Source organism: Clavibacter quasicaliforniensis, from assembly GCF_051201715.1.
Classification (GTDB): Bacteria; Actinomycetota; Actinomycetes; order Actinomycetales; family Microbacteriaceae; genus Clavibacter; species Clavibacter seminis.
Map to the genome: position 1 here is coordinate 916,436 of NZ_CP139624.1, position 20,208 is coordinate 936,643.

18 protein-coding genes are annotated in these 20,208 nt (G+C 70.3%); 15 read left to right on the forward strand and 3 right to left on the reverse strand.

From position 1 onward, the window contains the following. Positions 1-2: 2 nt before the first annotated feature. Positions 3-746: a thioredoxin-like domain-containing protein gene (locus NL142_RS04485; protein WP_435081133.1), complete on the reverse strand. Its 744-nt coding sequence runs from the start codon at positions 744-746 to the stop codon at positions 3-5. Between the two features lie 169 nt (positions 747-915). On the opposite strand from NL142_RS04485, the gene NL142_RS04490 reads away from it, so the two are divergent. Both NL142_RS04490 and NL142_RS04495 read left to right on the forward strand, forming a co-directional pair. Next, positions 916-2,280: a cystathionine beta-synthase gene (locus NL142_RS04490; RefSeq protein ID WP_435081134.1), complete on the forward strand. Its 1,365-nt coding sequence runs from the start codon at positions 916-918 to the stop codon at positions 2,278-2,280. Between the two features lie 50 nt (positions 2,281-2,330). After that, complete coding sequence (locus tag NL142_RS04495) at positions 2,331-3,503, forward strand: cystathionine gamma-synthase (protein ID WP_435081135.1); 1,173 nt, start codon at positions 2,331-2,333, stop codon at positions 3,501-3,503. A 45-nt stretch (positions 3,504-3,548) separates the two neighbouring features. On the opposite strand, the gene NL142_RS04500 is transcribed toward NL142_RS04495, so the two are convergent. Next, entirely contained in the window at positions 3,549-4,307 is a 759-nt protein-coding gene (locus tag NL142_RS04500; RefSeq protein WP_194683164.1) for an RNase H family protein, read from the reverse strand. A 176-nt stretch (positions 4,308-4,483) separates the two neighbouring features. Here NL142_RS04500 and NL142_RS04505 point away from each other — a divergent pair, with 176 nt between their 5' ends. The 11 genes from NL142_RS04505 (at position 4,484) to NL142_RS04555 (ending at position 16,554) form a co-directional block, all read left to right on the forward strand. Next, on the forward strand, positions 4,484-5,506 hold the full coding sequence (locus tag NL142_RS04505) for a LacI family DNA-binding transcriptional regulator (protein ID WP_435081136.1): 1,023 nt from the start codon (positions 4,484-4,486) through the stop codon (positions 5,504-5,506). Positions 5,507-5,685: 179 nt separating this feature from the next. After that, positions 5,686-7,389 (forward strand): ribulokinase, encoded by a 1,704-nt coding sequence (gene araB / locus NL142_RS04510; protein WP_435081137.1) that lies wholly within the window; start codon positions 5,686-5,688, stop codon positions 7,387-7,389. Beyond that, on the forward strand, positions 7,386-8,096 hold the full coding sequence (locus tag NL142_RS04515) for an L-ribulose-5-phosphate 4-epimerase (protein ID WP_012037562.1): 711 nt from the start codon (positions 7,386-7,388) through the stop codon (positions 8,094-8,096). The genes araB and NL142_RS04515 overlap by 4 nt, the downstream gene beginning before the upstream one ends. Continuing rightward, complete coding sequence (gene araA / locus NL142_RS04520) at positions 8,093-9,610, forward strand: L-arabinose isomerase (protein ID WP_435081138.1); 1,518 nt, start codon at positions 8,093-8,095, stop codon at positions 9,608-9,610. Before NL142_RS04515 ends, araA begins: the two co-directional genes overlap by 4 nt. 76 nt (positions 9,611-9,686) lie before the next feature. Then, complete coding sequence (locus NL142_RS04525; RefSeq protein WP_081841004.1) at positions 9,687-10,817, forward strand: substrate-binding domain-containing protein; 1,131 nt, start codon at positions 9,687-9,689, stop codon at positions 10,815-10,817. Between the two features lie 178 nt (positions 10,818-10,995). Next, positions 10,996-12,525 (forward strand): multiple monosaccharide ABC transporter ATP-binding protein, encoded by a 1,530-nt coding sequence (gene mmsA, locus NL142_RS04530; RefSeq protein WP_043588366.1) that lies wholly within the window; start codon positions 10,996-10,998, stop codon positions 12,523-12,525. A 5-nt stretch (positions 12,526-12,530) separates the two neighbouring features. Then, positions 12,531-13,718: a multiple monosaccharide ABC transporter permease gene (gene mmsB / locus NL142_RS04535; protein WP_194683160.1), complete on the forward strand. Its 1,188-nt coding sequence runs from the start codon at positions 12,531-12,533 to the stop codon at positions 13,716-13,718. Positions 13,719-14,013: 295 nt separating this feature from the next. Beyond that, positions 14,014-14,562, forward strand: a complete 549-nt coding sequence (locus NL142_RS04540; protein WP_435081139.1) for a response regulator transcription factor — start codon at positions 14,014-14,016, stop codon at positions 14,560-14,562. Positions 14,563-14,748: 186 nt separating this feature from the next. Continuing rightward, complete coding sequence (locus NL142_RS04545) at positions 14,749-15,306, forward strand: hypothetical protein (RefSeq protein ID WP_435081140.1); 558 nt, start codon at positions 14,749-14,751, stop codon at positions 15,304-15,306. Between the two features lie 47 nt (positions 15,307-15,353). Then, a complete protein-coding gene (locus tag NL142_RS04550; RefSeq protein WP_435081141.1) occupies positions 15,354-15,782 on the forward strand; it encodes a hypothetical protein in 429 nt (142 codons plus the stop codon). 232 nt (positions 15,783-16,014) lie between these two features. Continuing rightward, positions 16,015-16,554 carry a peptidoglycan-binding domain-containing protein gene (locus NL142_RS04555; RefSeq protein WP_435081142.1) on the forward strand — a complete coding sequence of 180 codons (540 nt, stop codon included), beginning with the start codon at positions 16,015-16,017 and terminating at the stop codon, positions 16,552-16,554. 161 nt (positions 16,555-16,715) lie between these two features. Here the strand turns inward: NL142_RS04555 and xylA are convergent, their stop codons facing one another. Continuing rightward, positions 16,716-17,909: a xylose isomerase gene (gene xylA, locus NL142_RS04560; protein ID WP_012037567.1), complete on the reverse strand. Its 1,194-nt coding sequence runs from the start codon at positions 17,907-17,909 to the stop codon at positions 16,716-16,718. A gap of 204 nt (positions 17,910-18,113) precedes the next feature. On the opposite strand from xylA, the gene NL142_RS04565 reads away from it, so the two are divergent. Further along, complete coding sequence (locus tag NL142_RS04565) at positions 18,114-19,616, forward strand: GH1 family beta-glucosidase (protein WP_435081143.1); 1,503 nt, start codon at positions 18,114-18,116, stop codon at positions 19,614-19,616. Further along, positions 19,613-20,179 (forward strand): GNAT family N-acetyltransferase, encoded by a 567-nt coding sequence (locus NL142_RS04570; RefSeq protein WP_435081144.1) that lies wholly within the window; start codon positions 19,613-19,615, stop codon positions 20,177-20,179. The genes NL142_RS04565 and NL142_RS04570 overlap by 4 nt, the downstream gene beginning before the upstream one ends. The last annotated feature ends 29 nt before the right edge of the window (positions 20,180-20,208 follow it).

The window sequence follows — 20,208 nt, forward strand, 5'->3', positions numbered from 1 at the left end:
GGTCAGCCGACCCGGCCCTCGCCCTCGAGGGCGCCGGTGCACGCGGCACCGGCCTCGGGGGCGTTCGGGCTCTTCCAGTACTTGGACATGAAGTCCTTGATGCGCTGGTCGTCGATCGAGTCGACCTTCACCTGCGCGCCCCACGCGGACAGCGCGATGGGGGTGTCGAGGCCGTCGTACGGCGACATGGTGACGTAGCCGCCGAACGACTCCGCGTACTTCTGGAGCTTCGACAGGTCGTCGCCGGTGATCTTGGCGGCGTCGTAGGTGATCCACACGGCCCCGTGCTCGAGGTCGTGCACCGCGTTCTCGTTGGGCTGCGGCTGGTCGTAGATGCCGCAGTTCAGCCACATGGGGTTGTGCTCGCCGCCGGCGGGCGGGCTCATGCCGTCGTACAGGCCGGCGTAGTCGACCGGGGTCTGCACGTGCGTGCTGGGCAGGGAGTCCCACGTGCGGAGGCCCTCGATGCTGATGTCGGCCGGATCCTGCTTCGGCGTGCCGCTCGAGACGACCACGCCGATGACGACGGCGACGACCGCGACGGCGGCCACGGATCCCGTGATGATGCCGATGAGCCGGTTGCGGCGCGCGCGGTCCTGCTGCTTCTTCAGCGCCGCCACCTTCTCGGCGCGGCGGGCCTCGCGCTGCTGCTTGACCGTGAGGTCCTTCTGGGCCTGCTTGGCGGTCGGCGGGACGGGCCGTCCGCTCTCGTCGCCGGAGGGCGTGGTGTCGTCGCGTCGCGCCACGGAGGGTCCTTCTCTGCTGGGGGAATGTGCGGCAAGGATACCGGCTCGGCCTGGACGGACCCTGCCCGCACCGGTCGCTCCGGCCCCGTAACACGGCGGAGGCGCGCGCCTACACTGGACGAGCGGGGCCCACCGGACCGCACACCTGACACCGGGAGCGCCACCTCACGTGAAGTACGCCGACACGATCCTCGACCTCATCGGGAACACCCCGCTCGTGAAGCTCAACAAGGTGGTCGAGGGGATCTCGGCGACCGTCCTCGTGAAGGTCGAGTACCTGAACCCGGGCGGCAGCGCCAAGGACCGCATCGCGACGCGCATCATCGACGCCGCCGAGCGCGACGGCAAGCTGAAGCCCGGCGGCACCATCGTCGAGCCCACCTCGGGCAACACCGGCGTCGGCCTGGCGCTCGTCGCGCAGCAGCGCGGCTACCGCTGCGTCTTCGTGCTGCCGGACAAGGTCGGCGAGGACAAGCGGAACGTGCTCACGGCCTACGGCGCGGAGATCGTGGTCACGCCGACCTCGGTCGCGCCCGACCACCCCGACTCCTACTACTCGGTGAGCGACCGGCTCGCGCGCGAGATCCCCGGCGCCTTCAAGCCCGACCAGTACTCGAACCCCAACGGGCCGCTCAGCCACTACGAGACCACGGGTCCGGAGATCTGGCGCGACACGGAGGGCGACATCACGCACTTCGTCGCCGGTGTCGGCACGGGCGGCACCATCAGCGGCGTCGGCCGCTACCTCAAGGAGGTGTCGGAGGGGCGCGTGCGCATCGTCGGCGCCGACCCCGAGGGATCCGTCTACTCCGGCGGCACCGGCCGCCCCTACCTCGTGGAGGGCGTGGGCGAGGACTTCTGGCCGGCGGCCTACGACCCCGACGTCGTCGACGAGGTCATCGCCTCCAGCGACCAGGAGTCGTTCGACATGACCCTGCGGCTCGCCCGCGAGGAGGGCCTGCTCGTCGGCGGATCCAGCGGCATGGCCGTCGTCTCCGCGCTCAAGGCCGCGAAGCACCTCGGCCCCGACGACGTGATGGTGATCCTCCTGCCCGACGGCGGCCGCGGCTACCTCGGCAAGATCTTCAACGAGAAGTGGATGCAGTCGTACGGCTTCGCCCGCGTCAACGGCCAGCGCACGGTCGCCGACGTCATGAGCGCCAAGACCGGCAGCCTGCCCGACCTCGTGCACGCGCACCCGAACGACACGATCCGCGACGCGATCCGCATCATGACCGAGTACGACGTCTCGCAGCTGCCGGTCCTCTCGGCCGAGCCGCCCGTCGTCATGGGCGAGGTCGCGGGCGCGGTCGACGAGCGCAGCCTGCTGGAGCTCGTCTTCAGCGGCCGCGCGCAGCTGTCCGACCAGGTCGGCCCCTTCGCGGGCGCGGCCTTCGGCCTCATCGGCGTGAACGAGACCGTGCCCGACGCGTGGAGCGCGCTCGGATCCGCCGACGCCCTCATGGTGAGCGACGGCGGCAAGCCCGTGGGCGTGCTCACTCGGCACGACCTCCTCACCTACCTCACCGACTGATCCACCGGCGCAGCACCCGCACCCCTCCCGACCCACAGAGACGAGTCCCCGTGAGCGACAAGCACGACTTCGACACCCGCGCGATCCACGCCGGACAGGACCCGGACCCCACCACGGGCGCCGTCATCCCGCCGCTCTACCTCACGAGCACCTTCGTGCAGGACGGGATCGGCGGGCTCCGCGAGGGCTACGAGTACGCGCGGAGCGCCAACCCCACGCGCACCGGCCTGCAGGAGCTGCTCGCCTCCCTCGAGAAGGGGAAGCACGCGTTCTCGTTCGCCTCGGGACTCGCCGCCGAGGACACGCTGCTGCGCGCGATCACCCGCCCCGGCGACCGCATCGTCCTGAGCGACGACGTGTACGGCGGCACGTACCGCCTCCTCACGCGCGTGCTCGGCGACTGGGGGATCGTCGTCGAGACCGTCGACATGAGCGACCTCCAGGCGGTGGAGCGGGTGCTCGGATCAGGCCCCGCGAAGGTCCTCTGGGTCGAGACGCCCAGCAACCCCCTGATGAAGATCAGCGACATCCGCGCGCTCGCCGACCTCGGGCACGCGGCCGGCGCCGTGGTCGTCGTCGACAACACGTTCGCCTCGCCCTACCTCCAGCAGCCGCTGACGCTCGGCGCCGACGTGGTCGTGCACTCCACCACCAAGTACCTGGGCGGCCACTCGGACGTGCTCGGCGGAGCCGTGGTCCTCGACGACGACGCGCTCGCCGAGAAGGTCGGCTTCCTGCAGTTCGCGGTCGGCGCCGTCTCCGGACCCATGGACGCCTGGCTCACGACGCGCGGGATCAAGACGCTCGCCGTCCGCGTCGAGCGCCACTCCGCGAACGCCGAGGAGATCGCCGCGTTCCTGCAGCAGCACCCCGACGTCACGGCCGTGCACTACCCGGGCCTGCCGGAGCACCCCGGCCACGACATCGCGAAGGCCCAGATGACGGGCTTCGGCGGCATGATCTCGTTCCAGGTGCGCGGGGGAGCGAAGGCCGCGCGCCGCGTGGTCGAGGGCACGCGCGTCTTCCAGCTCGCGGAGTCGCTCGGCGGCGTCGAGTCGCTCATCAGCTACCCGGCCGAGATGACCCACGCGTCCGTCAAGGGCACGCCGCTCGAGGTACCTGACGACCTGGTGCGCCTCTCGGTGGGCATCGAGTCCGTCGAGGACCTCGTCGTCGACCTCGAGCGCGCGCTCGGCAAGGCCCTCAAGCAGGGCAAGCACTAGTCGCGACCGGCCCGCCGCCTCGATGGGCGGCGGGCCGCGCAGCCCTCAGGGCAGCAGCTCGCGCACGGCCTCGTCCACGCTCACGCCGCGCTCGCGCGCGTGGGCGCTGAGGCGCGCCATGGTGTCGCGGTCGAGCGCGATCGTGAGGGTCGTGTCTCCGGGCTCCGGCGCGATCTCCTCGTCGAACGCGTCGAAGTCGAAGAGCCCCGGCTGCGCGGGGGCCTCGGCCTCCAGCTCCTCCGCCGCGGCTGCCACGGGATCCGCCGCCAGCTCCGCGTCGGCCGCGACGGCGGCCGTCTCCGTCGCCTCGTCGGGGGAGTCGGTGGCCTCGTCGGCGTCGTGGCCCGCCCAGCCGGGGCCCGCGGGGATCGGGCTCCGGCCCTGGAACGCGGTCGCCACCGCGCGCGCCCGGACGTCGGCGGCCTCGTTGAGCGGGTGGTTCGCGTGGCCCTTGACCCACTCGAAGCGGTAGCGGCGGCCCTGGATCTCGGCGTCGATCTCCTTGAGCAGCTCGACGTTGAGCACCGGCTTGCCGTCGCCCTTCCGCCACCCCTTGCGCTTCCAGCCGGGCATCCACTTGGTGACCGAGTTGATGACGTACTGGCTGTCGCAGAGCACGAGCAGGTCGTCGTCGAGATGGGCGGTGGCCCGGAACAGCTCCAGCACGGCCTTGAGCTCGCCCTGGTTGTTGGTCGCGTGCGCCCAGCCGCCCGCGGCCCAGTGCTCGTCGTCGACGTACCAGGCCCAGCCGGCGGGTCCGGGGTTGCCGAGCGCGGATCCGTCTGCCGCGGCGGTGATCGTCACAGGTGGTGCCTCTCGTCGGGTGGACGACCAGTCTGCCGCAGGCGTCCGACCCCGGGCGTGCGCCCTCCCGGCCGCTACCCCTCCGTCCGCATGAGGCATGTGACAGTCACATGTGACAATGTGACACCTGCGCCACGGGGCGCTGTCGGGCGGATGCCCGCACGGAGACGGGGTCGATGATGACGACGGAGACGCCGCGCGGCAGGGCGCCCAGCATCCGCGACGTCGCGCGCCTCGCCGGGGTGTCGCACCAGACGGTCTCGCGCGTGCTCAACGACTCGCCCTCGCTCCGCGCGGAGACCCGCCAGCGTGTGCTCGACGTGATGGAGCAGATCCAGTACCGGCCGAACCGCGCGGCCCGCGCCCTCGTCACCAGCCGGTCCCGCACGATCGGCGTGCTCACCGCCCAGAGCTCCCAGTACGGTCCCGCGTCGTCCATCGCGGCCATCGAGGAGGCCGCCCGCGAGGCCGGGTACCTGGTCACGACGACCAACCTGCCCTCGTCCGACGAGGCCGCGATCCAGGTCGCGCTCGGCCACCTCGTCGACCAGGCCGTGGAGGGCCTCGTGGTCGTGGCGCCGCAGGTGCGCGTGCGCGAGGTGATCGCGAGCATGTCGCTCGACGTCCCGTACGTGACCATGCAGAGCGACGGACGCGGCGACGCGCACGACCTCTCGGTCGACCAGATCGCGGGCGCCCGACTCGCCACACGTCACCTGCTCGAGCTCGGCCACCGCGACATCTACCACCTCGCCGGGCCGCAGGACTGGATCGAGGCGGAGGCGCGGATGCGCGGCTTCCTCGACGCGATGTCGGCCGCCGACGCGCCCACCACCGCGCCCATCCTCGGCGACTGGACCGCGGAGTTCGGGTTCTACGCGGGCCGCGAGATGCTGCGCCTCCGCGACTTCACGGCGATCTTCTCCAGCAACGACCAGATGGCCCTCGGGCTCATCCACGCCGTACGCGACGCGGGCCTCGACGTGCCGGGCGACGTCAGCATCGTCGGCTTCGACGACATCCCGGAGGCGGCGCACTTCTGGCCGCCCCTCACGACCGTCCGCCAGGACTTCGCCGAGGTCGGACGCCGCTGCGTCGCGCTGCTGCTCGACGGCATGGGCGGCACGGGGGACAGGTACCGCGGCACGATCACGCCGGAGCTGGTCGTCCGGGCGTCGACGGGACCGCCCTCGTACTGACCCGGCGACCCGGCCGGTGCCGCCTCCCCAGCCGCCGACACCCCACTTCGAGGGGGCGGGGCGTCTCGGGTTGACAGGTCGATCCCGCGCGTGTGTAGAGTGACATCCGCTGATGTGACCGTTCACATCGGCAGGCGGTCTTCCCGGATCGCCATGCATCAGACGAAGGAGTCGATCCCGTGCCCAGCGCCCCCGTGAGCACCGCAGCCGAGGCCCAGCCCGGCGCGGAGGCCGAGAGCTACGTCATCGGGGTCGACTACGGCACCCTCTCCGGTCGTGCCGTCGTGGTGCGCGTCTCGGACGGCGTCGAGCTCGGCTCCGGCGTCCTCGACTACCCGCACGCGGTGATGGATGACACGCTCGCCGCGACCGGCGCGCAGCTGCCGCCCGAGTGGGCCCTGCAGGTCCCGAGCGACTACGTGGACGTGCTCAAGCAGGCCGTCCCCGCCGCCATCCGCGAGGCCGGCATCGACCCCGCCCGCGTCATCGGCATCGGCACCGACTTCACCGCGTGCACCATGGTCCCCACGCTCGCCGACGGCACCCCGCTCAACGAGGTCGACGGATACGCCGATCGCCCCCACGCCTACGTCAAGCTCTGGAAGCACCACGCGGCGCAGTCGCACGCCGACCGCATCAACGCGCTGGCCGAGGAGCGCGGCGAGAAGTGGCTGGCCCGCTACGGCGGCCTCATCTCCAGCGAGTGGGAGTTCGCCAAGGGCCTCCAGCTGCTCGAGGAGGACCCGGAGCTGTACGGCCTCATGGAGCACTGGGTCGAGGCGGCCGACTGGATCGTCTGGCAGCTCACCGGCAGCTACGTCCGCAACGCCTGCACCGCCGGCTACAAGGGCATCCTCCAGGACGGCGAGTATCCCAGCCGCGACTTCCTCGGCGCGCTGAACCCCGACTTCGCCTCGTTCGCCGAGGAGAAGGTCGCCCACGAGATCGGCCAGCTGGGATCCGCCGCCGGCACGCTCTCCGCGGAGGCTGCCGCCTGGACGGGCCTGCCCGAGGGCATCGCCGTCGCGGTCGGCAACGTCGACGCGCACGTCACCGCGCCGGTCGCCCGCGCCGTCGAGCCCGGCCAGATGGTCGCGATCATGGGCACGAGCACCTGCCACGTGATGAACAGCGACGTGCTCACCGAGGTCCCCGGCATGTGCGGCGTCGTCGACGGCGGCATCGTCTCCGGGCTCTACGGCTACGAGGCCGGCCAGTCCGGCGTCGGCGACATCTTCGCCTGGTACGTCAAGAACCAGGTGCCCGCGCGCTACGCCGAGGAGGCCGCGGCCGCCGGCAAGAGCGTGCACCAGCACCTCACCGACCTCGCGGCCGACCAGCCCGTCGGCGGCCACGGCCTCGTCGCGCTCGACTGGCACTCCGGCAACCGCTCGGTGCTCGTGGACCACGAGCTGTCCGGCTTGGTCATCGGCACCACGCTCACCACGCGCACCGAGGAGATCTACCGGGCGCTGCTCGAGGCCACCGCGTTCGGCACCCGCAAGATCGTGGAGACCTTCGCGGCGTCGGGCGTGCCCGTCACCGAGTTCATTGTCGCGGGCGGCCTGCTGAAGAACGCGTTCCTCATGCAGGCGTACAGCGACATCCTCCGTCTCCCCATCTCGGTCATCACGAGCGAGCAGGGCCCCGCGCTCGGATCCGCCATCCACGCCGCTGTCGCCGCGGGCGCCTACCCCGACGTGCGCGTCGCGGGCGACGCCATGGGCAAGGTCGAGCGCGGAAAGTACCAGCCCAGCGAGGAGCGCGCGCTCGCCTACGACCGCCTCTACGAGGAGTACTCCACGCTGCACGACCACTTCGGCCGCGGCGCCAACGACGTCATGAAGCGCCTCAAGTCGCTGAAGAGGGAGGCCCGCGCATGAGCACCTACGCACCCGAGATCGAGGTCGCGGTCGCCCGCGTCCGCTCCGAGGTCTCCCGGCTGCACGGCGAGCTCGTGCGCTACGGCCTCGTGGTCTGGACCGGCGGCAACGTCTCCGGCCGCGTCCCCGGCGCCGACCTCTTCGTCATCAAGCCGTCGGGCGTCTCGTACGACGACCTGAGCCCCGAGAACATGATCCTCTGCGATCTCGACGGCAACGTGATCCCGGACACCCCCGGCTCCCGCAACGCCCCCTCCAGCGACACCGCGGCGCACGCGTACGTCTACCGCAACATGCCCGAGGTGGGCGGCGTGGTCCACACGCACTCCACCTACGCGGTGGCGTGGGCGGCCCGACGCGAGCCCATCCCGTGCGTCATCACCGCGATGGCGGACGAGTTCGGCGGAGAGATCCCCGTCGGCCCGTTCGCGATCATCGGCGACGACTCGATCGGCCGCGGCATCGTCGAGACGCTCACCGGGCACCGCTCGCGCGCTGTCCTGATGGCCGGCCACGGGCCCTTCACCATCGGCAAGGACGCGAAGGACGCCGTGAAGGCGGCCGTGATGGTCGAGGACGTGGCGCGCACCGTGCACATCTCCCGCCAGCTGGGCGAGCCCGCCCCGCTCCCCGCCGAGGCCGTCGACTCCCTGTTCGACCGATACCAGAACGTCTACGGACAAGCACCCCAAGGAGCCCTGAAGTGAGCCGCATCACCACCTCCCTCGACCACTACGAGGTCTGGTTCCTCACGGGCAGCCAGAACCTCTACGGCGAGGAGACGCTCCAGCAGGTCGCCGAGCAGTCGCAGGAGATCGCCCGCCAGCTCGAGGAGGCGTCGGACATCCCCGTCCGCGTCGTGTGGAAGCCCGTCCTCAAGGACTCAGACAGCATCCGCCGCATGGCCCTCGAGGCCAACGCGAGCGACCGCACCATCGGCCTCATCGCCTGGATGCACACGTTCAGCCCCGCGAAGATGTGGATCCAGGGCCTGGACGCCCTGCAGAAGCCCTTCCTCCACCTGCACACGCAGGCCAACGTCGCGCTGCCCTGGAGCAGCATCGACATGGACTTCATGAACCTCAACCAGGCCGCGCACGGCGACCGCGAGTTCGGCTACATCCAGTCGCGCCTCGGCGTCGTCCGCAAGACCGTCGTCGGCCACGTGAGCACCGAGTCGGTGCGGCAGAGCATCGGCACGTGGATGCGCGCCGCCGCCGGCTGGGCCGCCGTGCACGAGCTCAAGGTCGCCCGCTTCGGCGACAACATGCGCAACGTCGCGGTCACCGAGGGCGACAAGACGGAGGCCGAGCTCAAGTTCGGCGTCAGCGTCAACACCTGGGGCGTCAACGACCTCGTCGAGCGCGTGGACGCGGCGACCGACGCCGAGATCGACGCGCTGGTCGACGAGTACGAGACCCTCTACGACATCCAGCCCGAGCTGCGGCGCGGCGGGGAGCGCCACGAGTCGCTCCGCTACGGCGCGGCCATCGAGGTCGGCCTTCGCTCCTTCCTCGAGGAGGGCGGCTTCGGCGCCTTCACGACGAGCTTCGAGGACCTCGGTGGCCTCCGCCAGCTCCCCGGCCTCGCCGTGCAGCGGCTCATGGCCGAGGGCTACGGCTTCGGCGCCGAGGGCGACTGGAAGACGGCCGTGCTGATCCGCGCGGCGAAGGTCATGGGCTCCGGGCTCCCGGGTGGCGCGAGCCTCATGGAGGACTACACGTACCACCTCGTCCCCGGCGAGGAGAAGATCCTGGGCGCGCACATGCTCGAGATCTGCCCCACGCTCACGACCGGCCGACCGAGCCTCGAGATCCACCCGCTCGGCATCGGCGGCCGCGAGGACCCCGTGCGCCTCGTCTTCGACACCGACCCCGGCCCCGCGGTCGTCGTCGCCATGAGCGACATGCGCGACCGGTTCCGCATCGTCGCCAACGTCGTGGAGGTCGTGCCGCTCGACGAGCCGCTCCCGAACCTGCCCGTCGCCCGTGCCGTGTGGAAGCCCGCGCCGGATCTCGCGACGAGCGCAGCGGCCTGGCTCACCGCCGGGGCCGCCCACCACACGGTCATGAGCACGCAGGTCGGCGTCGAGGTCTTCGAGGACTTCGCCGAGATCGCGCGCACCGAGCTCCTCGTCATCGACGAGGACACGACCCTCAAGGGTTTCACCAAGGAAGTCCGCTGGAACCAGGCGTACCACCGCCTGGCCCAGGGCCTGTAACACCCACACCAGGGGTGCGCATCCGGCGCAGAAGCCGGGCGAGCGCCTCACAGCAGCAGTACGAAAGGACACGACCGTGAAGATGAAGAAGGTACTCGTCGGCATCGCCGCCACGAGCATCGCCCTCTCCCTCGCCGCCTGCTCCGGCGGCGGCGGCGGAGGCCGCGGCGGCAGCGCCGGCGGCACCGAGGACAACAAGGGCGCCCTCGTCGGCGTCGCCATGCCCACCAAGACGAGCGAGCGCTGGGTCGACGACGGCAACAACGTCAACGACCAGCTCACCAAGCTCGGCTACAAGGTCGACCTGCAGTACGCGAACGACAAGGTGCAGGACCAGATCTCGCAGATCGAGACGATGCTCAACAAGGGCGCCAAGGCGCTCATCGTCGCGTCGATCGACGGCACCGCGCTGACCCAGGTCCTCAAGACCGCGGCCGACGACGGCGTCAAGGTCATCGCGTACGACCGCCTGATCAACGGCACCGAGGACGTCGACTACTACACGACGTTCGACAACCAGCAGGTCGGCGTGCTCCAGGGCAACTCCCTCCTGCAGGGCCTCGGTCTCGTGGACGCCGACGGCAAGGCCACCGGCAGCACCGAGAAGAAGACCATCGAGGTCTTCGCCGGCAGCCCGGACGACAACAACGCGCAGTTCTTCTACGACGGCGCGATGAGCGTCCTGAAGCCGTTCCTCGAGTCCGGCCAGATCACGATCGGCTCCGGCCAGTCGGACTTCAGCCAGGTCGCGATCCAGCAGTGGAAGCAGGAGGGCGCACAGGCCCGCATGGAGAACCTGCTCTCCGGCTCGTACCCCGGCAGCGCCAAGCCGGACGGCGTCCTCTCGCCGTACGACGGCCTGTCGCGCGGCATCATCCAGGCCCTGACCTCGGCCGGCGTCGCCAGCGACGCCATGCCGATCATCACGGGCCAGGACGGCGAGAAGGCGTCCGACAAGCTCATCCTCGACGGCGTCCAGTACTCGACGATCTTCAAGGACACGCGCCTGCTCGGCAAGGAGGCCGTCACGATGGTCGACGACCTGCTCACCGGCGGCACGCCCGACGCTCCTGACTCCTACAACAACAAGGTGAAGGACGTCCCGACCAAGCAGTTCGCCCCCGTGACCGTGACGAAGGACAACCTCGTCGAGGTCATCGTGGACAGCGGCTACTACACGCAGGACGAGATCGACAAGGGCGAGTAGCCCCCTCCCGCGCCGCCCCGGCGGCGCACCCGGCCGGTCGACGCTCGCGTCGCCCGGCCTCCATCGGGTCGGGCCGGCCGCGCCCCGCGGCCGGCCGGATCCCGGACGGCGGTCACCCGCCGTCCGCAGCACCACCGCCGGGAACCCGGCACCACCATCCACACAAGTGAGGCAGGCCATGGCCAACCACATTCTCGAGATGCGCGGCATCACCAAGACGTTCCCCGGCGTCAAGGCGCTGCAGGACGTCACTCTCGAGGTCACGCGCGGCACGTGCCACGCGATCTGCGGCGAGAACGGCGCGGGCAAGTCGACCCTGATGAAGGTCCTCTCGGGCGTCTACCCGGCCGGTTCCTACGACGGCGACATCGTGCTCGAGAACGAGGTCGTCAAGTTCTCCAGCATCCGCGACAGCGAGAAGTCGGGCGTGGTGATCATCCACCAAGAGCTCGCGCTGAGCCCCTTCCTCTCCATCGCGGAGAACATCTTCCTCGGCAACGAGATCTCCAAGGGCGGCTTCATCGACTGGAACGCCACCAACGTGGAGGCCGCGAAGCTCCTCGCCCGTGTCGGGCTGAGCGACAACCCGGCCACCAAGATCGCCGACATCGGCGTGGGCAAGCAGCAGCTCGTGGAGATCGCGAAGGCCCTCTCCAAGGAGGTGAAGCTCCTCATCCTCGACGAGCCCACCGCGGCGCTGAACGACGAGGACTCCGCCCACCTGCTCGACCTGATCAAGCACCTCAAGGGCCAGGGCATCACGAGCATCATCATCAGCCACAAGCTGAACGAGATCAAGGCGATCGCCGACGCGGTGACGATCATCCGCGACGGCAAGACCATCGAGACCCTCGACCTCGCGCGCGACTCCATCAGCGAGGAGCGCATCATCAAGGGAATGGTCGGCCGCGACCTGCAGAGCCGCTACCCCGACCGCACGCCGGACATCGGCGAGGAGGTCCTCCGCATCGAGGACTGGACGGTCCACCACCCGCAGGAGCACTCCCGGGTCATCGTCGACCACGCCAACCTCAACGTGCGCGCGGGCGAGGTCGTCGGCATCGCCGGCCTCATGGGCGCGGGTCGCACCGAGCTCGCGATGAGCGTCTTCGGCCGCTCCTACGGCGCGAACATCTCCGGCAAGCTCTACAAGCGCGGCAAGGAGATCCAGGCCAAGACGGTCGGCGACGCCATCAAGCACGGCATCGCGTACGCCACCGAGGACCGCAAGCACTACGGCCTCAACCTCATCGACGACATCAAGCGCAACGTCTCCGGCGCCGCGCTGGACAAGCTGGCCAAGGCCGGCTGGGTCGACGCGAACCAGGAGTACGTGGTGGCCGACGGCTACCGGAAGTCGATGAACATCAAGGCCCCGAGCGTGGGCGCCATCACCGGGAAGCTCTCCGGCGGCAACCAGCAGAAGGTCGTCCTCTCCAAGTGGATGTTCTCCGACCCGGACGTGCTCATCCTCGACGAGCCCACCCGCGGCATCGACGTCGGCGCCAAGTACGAGATCTACACGATCATCAACGCGCTCGCCGCGCAGGGGAAGGCCGTCATCGTCATCTCCAGCGAGCTGCCCGAGCTGCTCGGCATCTGCGACCGGATCTACGCCCTCTCCGCCGGGCGGATCACGGGACAGCTGCCGATCGCCGAGGCGACCCCCGAGAGCCTCATGTCCTACATGACCAAGGAAAAGGAATAGCAAGCATGTCCAGTCTCAGCAGTGTGGCGGGTTTCCTCGTCAGTCGCCTCAGGCAGATCGGCATCTTCATCGCGCTGATCGCGATCGTGGTGCTGTTCCAGATCCTCACGAACGGGACGCTCCTCGAGCCCCGCAACGTCACGAGCATCGTCGTCCAGAACGCCTACATCCTGATCCTCGCGATCGGCATGGTGATGGTCATCATCGCCGGCCACATCGACCTCTCGGTCGGCTCGGTGGTGGCCCTCGTCGGCGCCGTCTCGGGTGTGTTCGCGGTGAACTGGGGCTGGCCCTGGTACCTCTCCATCCTCGCGAGCCTGGTCATCGGCGGCCTCATCGGCGCCTGGCAGGGCTTCTGGGTGGCGTACGTCGGCATCCCGGCCTTCATCGTGACCCTGGCGGGGATGCTCACGTTCCGCGGCCTCGCGCAGATCGTCCTGCAGAACCGCCCCATCACGCCGTTCCCGGACGAGTACGTCTCCGTAGGCGCGGGCTTCCTGCCCGACCCCTCGGGCGGCACGTCCTACCTCGAGTGGGTCACCGTCACGCTGGGCGTGCTGGCCGCGGTCTTCCTCGTCGCGCAGCAGCTCCGCGAGCGTCGCGCCCGCGTCAAGCTCAACCTCGAGGACGAGCCCTTCGCCTGGTTCATCACGAAGCTCGCCACCATCGCGATCCTCGTGCTCGGCATCACGTACCTGCTCGCCAGCTACCAGGGCACCCCGATCGTGCTCGTCATCCTCGCGGTCCTGGTGTTCGTCTACACGGCGGTGATGAACCGCAGCATCTTCGGCCGGCACATCTACGCCCGAGGCGGCAACCTCAACGCCGCGCAGCTGTCCGGCATCAACACGAAGCGCGTGGACTTCCTGCTCTTCGTGAACATGGGCGTCCTGGCAGCGCTCGCGGGCATCGCCTTCACGGCGCGCAGCAACTCGGCGCTCCCGGGCGCCGGCAACGGGTTCGAGCTCGACGCCATCGCCGCGGTCTTCATCGGCGGAGCAGCGGTCACCGGCGGCATCGGCACCGTGATCGGCGCCATGATCGGTGGTCTGATCATGGGCGTGCTGAACAACGGCATGCAGCTGCTCGGCCTGGGCACGGAGTACCAGCAGCTCATCAAGGGCCTCGTGCTCCTGCTGGCCGTCGCGTTCGACGTGTTCAACAAGAGCCGCGGATCCAAGTCCGCGACCTGATCCACTCGCACCGCACGCGCTGACGCGCAGGGAGGGCCCGGCATCCACGCGGATGCCGGGCCCCTCGTGCGTCAGAGGACCGGGAGTCGGACGGGAGAACGCGGACCAGGGAGACGCTCACCCCGTTAGCTTCGGTCTCCATGGACGGCATGGCGCTGGCCCGGGTGGGCATGCCGACATCGACGGCCACGCCCGAGGGCGGAGGACTCCATCTGCTCGGCGGGGGCGCGGGATCCGCATGGCGGGGGAGCCATGGCGCCCCCGGCGTGGACGGTCCTCGATGAGAGGCCGTGCCGTGCGCGTCGTGCTCGTGGTCGGTCCCGGGCTCCTTCAGGAGGGGATGCGTGCGCTGCTGCTCGCCGAAGCCGACATCGACGTCGTGGGCGTGTGCGAAGACGGACGCACCGCTGCGCGTGCCTGCATCGAGCAGGACGCGGACGTGCTCGTCGTCGACGCCCGCCTCCTGGGTGCGCAGCTGCAGCGCCAGGCCGCCGGCATCCGCACACGGCATCCCGGGTTCCGGGTCGTGTCGCTGCACGAGGGTGGGCAGCCCCTCAGCGGGGTGCCCGCCGATGAGGCCTGCTCGGACGCGCGAGTGTCGACGACCGCGTCGTTCGCCGTGCTGGTGGGAGCTGTCCGGGGCGCTCTCCGGTCAGCCGGAACGCCGCAGCGTCTAACGGCCCGCGAGGTCGAGGTCGTGGTGCTCCTGGCGCGGGCTCTGACCAACAGGCAGATCGCCCACCGTCTCGGGATAGCGCCGGGGACCGTGAAGCGGCACGTCAGCAATGTGATGGGGAAGCTAGGAGCTGTCTCGCGGCTCGACGTGGTGAACCGGATGCGCTGATCGCCTCGGAGCCGGATTCCCGCGTCGGTCACGCGGGCGCGGCGCCTCCATTCCTATCCCATCCGGCGGAGGAATCAATATGGCTCGAACGGCGCATGTGCCCCGGGGCCTGGGGAGATATCGTCACAAATGCCCGGGGATCGGAATGGAAATCGACCCGGATATCGATTGAGGCTCATGCGACACGTGAAGTTGTACTCAGGGATCGGGGCCGTCGCGCTGATCGGCGCCTGCCTGTCATCGGCGCTGCCGGCGATGGCCGGTCCGCAGAAGGCGGTCGACCACGCGGCCGAACCGACGGTGACGGCGGACGGCCACGAATTCTATTCCCAAGATCAGATCGACGCGGCATGGCAGAAGGCCGTCGGGGAATTCACGGGGGTGCTCCCGGCGGGTCGGCATTTCCCGGAGCTCGCCCCCTCGTTCTTCCACCCCGCGGACGGGACCGAATACTCCTACGAGGCCGGGATCCCCGCGCAGATCGTGGCCCGCTACTCCAGGTGCGCCTGGCTGCAGGAGTCGGACGCCTTCACGCCGAACACCGTCCTCAGCGTCTATCCGGAGAGCGAGATCGACGCGCAGCTCGATCCGGCGGCATGGCAGGCCATGCCGGCGGTGAAGGAGAGCATGGACGTCTCCGCCTACCTCGCCTCCGTGGACGGCTACGCCCGCGCGACCGGGCAGGACCCGCGAGCGGTCGAGTTCCGGAGCGAGTGCGCCGTCTACACGGAGTCGAACCGATGAGGGCGCGTGAGAGGTCGGGCCTCCGGCGGTGGAGGCGATCGACCGGGATGTCCCTTCTCGCGGGTGCAGTCGTCCTCGGGGCCGTGGTGATGGTGGCCCAACCCGCATCCGCGGATCAGGAGCACATCACCGGAAGCCAGGAGACCTTCGTGAACGTGATGTACCAGCACGCTCGATACGAGAACAACGCCCGCAATGGGGAGAGCGTGAAGATCACATCGGTCTCCCGAGGAGCGGGCGGCACGTACTCGATGGGCATGCGGCGACCTGGGGTCAGCGCTTCGTATGCGAAGGCGACGGGGATCCCCGAGCTCGGGCAGACCTTCACGCCGTTCAAGAGCGTGAGCACCGGGACGATCGGCAATCCGCCCGGCACCTTCTACCTCACGGTCTCGATCGTCGGGGGCTGCGGGGGAGACGGCTGCGGCACGATCGACTGGGGAGCGGAACTCCGCTACAACCTGCCGCTGCACTGAGGTCGAGCCGGCGCGCTGGACACCGAGCTGAGTGAGCGCGGCCGGTCTGAGCGACGCAGAGGGCCCGGCATCCACGAGGATGCCGGGCCCCCGTCGTGGGACGAGCCGCGGTGGGGGAGAGATGCGTGTGCATCACGGCGACCCGGATACGATCCCGAGCGCCCGCCACCGCACCGTGGACGGCGGGTTCGTCATGAAATCCTTGATGCGCCTCGAGCGCAAGTGATGCCCCATGCAGATCCGTCTCAGTTCCGTTTCCGCTGCGGTCCTCGTGATGCTGGCCTCGGCCGCCTTCACCGGTCCCGCCGCTCATGCCGCGTCGTCATCCACGACTTCCGACCGAGGTGCGACCGCGAGTCGCGCAGCCGACGATCCCCAGGCGAAGGACGGCCACGAGCTCGTCCAGCAGGGGGCGAGCGTGAGTCGCGCTCTCCACATCTGCAACGAAGGCGGCGACGTCTTCGGGGAGGGCCGCGCGTTGAATCACATACCCGTGTACTTCGACGGGGACACCAGTACCGGTGCATGTCTCCTCAGGAAGGGAGGTGTCACGAGCTATGGCGTACAGCCTTTGCAGACGTCGCTCGACCAGTGCTACGGGAAGGACCTCGGTGTGGACGGGACGTTCGCGAATGCAACGTACCCGGCGCTGATCCAGGTCCAGCGGCAGATCGGCGTCACCGCCGCTGGCATCTACGGGCCCAACACCGGGAAGGCCATGCTCCAAGCCGGGGACGTCTGCCGTCAGCTGCCGGCGGACGACTTCAGGTGAGCGGCGCGCCGTGCTCGGGGGAAGGCGACCTGACGCTGCTCTCCACCTGGGTCACGGCACCGTGCGAGTCACGAGAGCTGCGCCGTCGCGCGATGTGACCCCGTGAAGCAGAGGAAGCCGCCTCCGCGATGCGGAGGCGGCTTCCCGCTGTCCAGGGCGGGCTAGGAGCGCGCGCCCATGAGGTGCTCGAGCGCCAGCTGGTTGAGGCGGACGAAGCCGAAGCCCTTGGCGTCGAAGTACGACGGGGCGTCGAAGTCCTCGTAGGAGGAGCGGTCGGCGAGGATGTCGTCGTAGGACTCGCCCTCGTTCAGCGTCGGCGTGTAGATCTCCTGGACCTTCGCGGCGGCGAGCGCCTCCTGCACCTCGGGGTCGGCCCGGAACGCCTGCGCGCGCTCCTTGAGGAGCAGGTACATGCGCATGTTCGCCGCGGCGGAGTCCCACACGCCCGTGATGTCCTCGGTGCGGCTGGGCTTGTAGTCGAAGTGACGGGGGCCGTCGTAGGAACGGCCGCCGCCCACGCCGCCGTTCTCCAGCAGGTCGACGAGCGAGAACGCGTTCTGCAGGTCGCCGTGGCCGAAGACGAGGTCCTGGTCGTACTTGATGCCGCGCTGGCCGTTGAGGTCGATGTGGAAGAGCTTGCCCTGGTACAGCGCCTGCATGATGCCGGCGGTGAAGTTGAGGCCCGCCATCTGCTCGTGGCCGACCTCGGGGTTGACGCCGACGAGCTCGGGGCGCTCGAGGGTCTCGATGAAGGCGAGCGCGTGGCCGAGGGTCGGCAGCAGGATGTCGCCGCGGGGCTCGTTGGGCTTCGGCTCGATCGCGAAGCGGATGTCGTAGCCCTTGTCGGTGACGTAGTCGCCGAGGAGGTTGACGGCCTCGCGGTAGCGCTCGAGCGCGCCGCGGACGTCCTTGGCGGAGTCGTACTCGGCGCCCTCGCGGCCGCCCCACATCACGAACGTCTGCGCGCCGAGCTCGGCGGCGAGGTCGATGTTGCGGAGCACCTTGCGGATCGCGAACCGGCGGACGGCGCGGTCGTTGCTGGTGAAGCCGCCGTCCTTGAAGACGGGCGCGGAGAAGAGGTTGGTGGTGACCATCGGGACGACGATGCCGGTGTCGCTGAGGGCGCCCTTGAGGCGGTCGATCTGCGTCTGCCGCTCGGCGTCGGTGGATCCGAAGGCGAAGAGGTCGTCGTCGTGGAAGGTGAGGCCGTAGGCGCCCAGCTCCGAGATGCGCTCGACGCCCTCGACCACGTCGAGGTCGGAGCGGGTCGGGCCGCCGAAGGGATCGGCCCCCGTGTATCCGATGGTCCAGAGTCCGAACGAGAACTTGTCCTCGCGGGTGGGGGTGAGCGCCATGGTGTCTCCTGTCAGCGTCGTCGATGATTTGTTGCTAGCTACAACCTAACCGGAGCGCGGCCGGGGCACAACGCCGACACGACCCGGGGGCGGGTCGGCTGGACGCGCCGCGGGCACCCCGGCAGGATGGCAGGAGGTCGTCGTCGACCGCGCGCGTGCGCATCCGCCGACCCGCCATCGCCCCGACGGAGAGGTCCACCCGACATGACCGACGCATCGCCCGCCGCAGCCGGACGGCACGCGGATCCGGCCGACGACCGGGGCGAGGGCCTCGAGTTCCCGCCCGGCTTCCTCTTCGGATCCGCCACCGCCGCCTACCAGATCGAGGGCGCGGTCGACGAGGGCGGGCGCGGCCCCTCCATCTGGGACACCTTCAGCCGCACGCCCGGCAGGGTGCTCGGTGGTGACACCGGCGACGTCGCCGACGACCACTTCCACCGGCTCGAGTCCGACCTCGACCTGATGCGGGCGCTCGGCCTGGAGGCGTACCGGTTCTCGATCGCGTGGCCGCGCATCCAGCCGACCGGGCGCGGGCCGGCGAACGCGGAGGGCCTGGCGTTCTACGGGCGGCTGGTCGACGGGCTCGTGGCGCGGGGGATCACGCCCATCGCGACGCTCTACCACTGGGACCTCCCGCAGGCGCTCGAGGACGAGGGCGGCTGGGCGAGCCGCGACACCGCGTACGCCTTCGCCGACTACGCGCGGATCATGGGCGAGGCGCTCGGCGACCGCGTCGGCACCTGGACCACGCTCAACGAGCCGTGGTGCTCGGCCTACCTCGGCTACGCGGCCGGAGTGCACGCGCCCGGCCGCACGGACGCCGAGGACTCGTTCCGGGCGGTGCACCACCTCAACCTCGCGCACGGCCTCGCGGTCCGGGCGCTCCGGGAGGTCGTGCCGGCCGACGCGCGCTTCTCCATCACGCTGAACCTGCACGTGATCCGCGGCGACGGCGACACGGGACCCGAGGCCGTGCGCCGCGTCGACGGCGTCGGCAACCGCGTGTTCCTCGACCCGCTGCTGCACGGCCGCTACCCGGCCGACGTGCTCGAGGACACCGCCTCGATCACCGACTGGTCGTTCGTGCTGCCGGGCGACACCGAGCTCATCCGCCAGCCGCTGCACCTGCTGGGCGTCAACTACTACAACACCAGCCGGGTGCGGATGCGGGACGGCTCCGTCGCGGGCGGCGGCACCTCCATCCACGGCGACGTCGCCGCGACCCCGTTCCCCGGCACCGACGACGTCGAGTTCCTCGAGCAGCCGGGTCCGTACACGGCCATGGGCTGGAACATCGAGCCCCAGGGCCTGGAGGACCTGCTGGTGTCGCTGCACGACGAGTTCCCCGACCTGCCGCTCATGGTGACGGAGAACGGCGCCGCGTTCGACGACGAGGTGACCGTGGAGGACGGCGTGCGGGCGGTCCACGACCCCGAGCGGATCGACTACCTGTCGCGCCACTTCGCCGCGGCCCACCGCGCGATCGAGCGCGGCGTCGACCTCCGCGGCTACCAGGTGTGGTCGCTCCTCGACAACTTCGAGTGGGCGTACGGGTACTCGAAGCGGTTCGGCATCGTGCACGTGGACTACGCGACGCAGGAGCGGACGCCCAAGGACAGCGCCCTGTGGTACGCGCGGCTCATCGCGGACCGCGCCATCCCCGCGGTCGACGCGCGGCCCGAGCGCCACGTGCGCCCCGGGGCGTGAGCGGGCCCCCGCCCGGCACGGACGAGCGTGCGGTGCTCGCCGACGGGATCGTGATGCGGCCCGCGCGGATCACCGACGCCGCAGCGCTCGCCGCGGCGTACCGCGCCAACCGGGAGCACCTCCGGCCGTTCGAGCCCGCGCGCACCGACGCGTTCTTCACGTCGGCGGGGCAGCGCGCGCAGCTCGCCGGGCGCATCGCCGAGCGCGCGGCCGGATCCGGCCTGCCGTACCTCGTCGTCGAGGGCGACCGGATCATCGGCCGCTGCGACCTGTTCGCGGTGAAGCGCGGCGCGGCGCAGAGCGCGAGCCTCGGCTACTGGATCGACCGCGAGCGCCAGGGCGCCGGGCTCGCGACGGCGGCTGCCCGGGAGGCGGTCCGCATCGCGCGCGCCGCCGGGCTGCACCGGCTGGAGGCGTCGACGCTGGTGGGGAACGGCGGATCCGAGGAGGTGCTCACGCGCGCCGGGTTCCACGCCATCGGGATCGCGCCGGCGTACCTGCGGATCGACGGCGCGTGGAGCGACCACACGCTGTGGCAGCGCGTGGTCGACGGCGCGCGCTGACGGGCGCCGCACGCCGCGGCCTGCGTCCG

Coding starts and splice junctions, on each gene's coding strand:
- NL142_RS04505 (WP_435081136.1), top strand. CDS start 4,484: ATGATGACGACGGAGACGCCGCGCGGCAGGGCGCCCAGCATCCGCGAC.
- NL142_RS04515 (WP_012037562.1), top strand. CDS start 7,386: ATGAGCACCTACGCACCCGAGATCGAGGTCGCGGTCGCCCGCGTCCGC.
- mmsA (WP_043588366.1), top strand. CDS start 10,996: ATGGCCAACCACATTCTCGAGATGCGCGGCATCACCAAGACGTTCCCC.
- mmsB (WP_194683160.1), top strand. CDS start 12,531: ATGTCCAGTCTCAGCAGTGTGGCGGGTTTCCTCGTCAGTCGCCTCAGG.
- NL142_RS04550 (WP_435081141.1), top strand. CDS start 15,354: ATGTCCCTTCTCGCGGGTGCAGTCGTCCTCGGGGCCGTGGTGATGGTG.
- NL142_RS04555 (WP_435081142.1), top strand. CDS start 16,015: ATGCAGATCCGTCTCAGTTCCGTTTCCGCTGCGGTCCTCGTGATGCTG.
- xylA (WP_012037567.1), bottom strand. CDS start 17,909: ATGGCGCTCACCCCCACCCGCGAGGACAAGTTCTCGTTCGGACTCTGG.
- NL142_RS04565 (WP_435081143.1), top strand. CDS start 18,114: ATGACCGACGCATCGCCCGCCGCAGCCGGACGGCACGCGGATCCGGCC.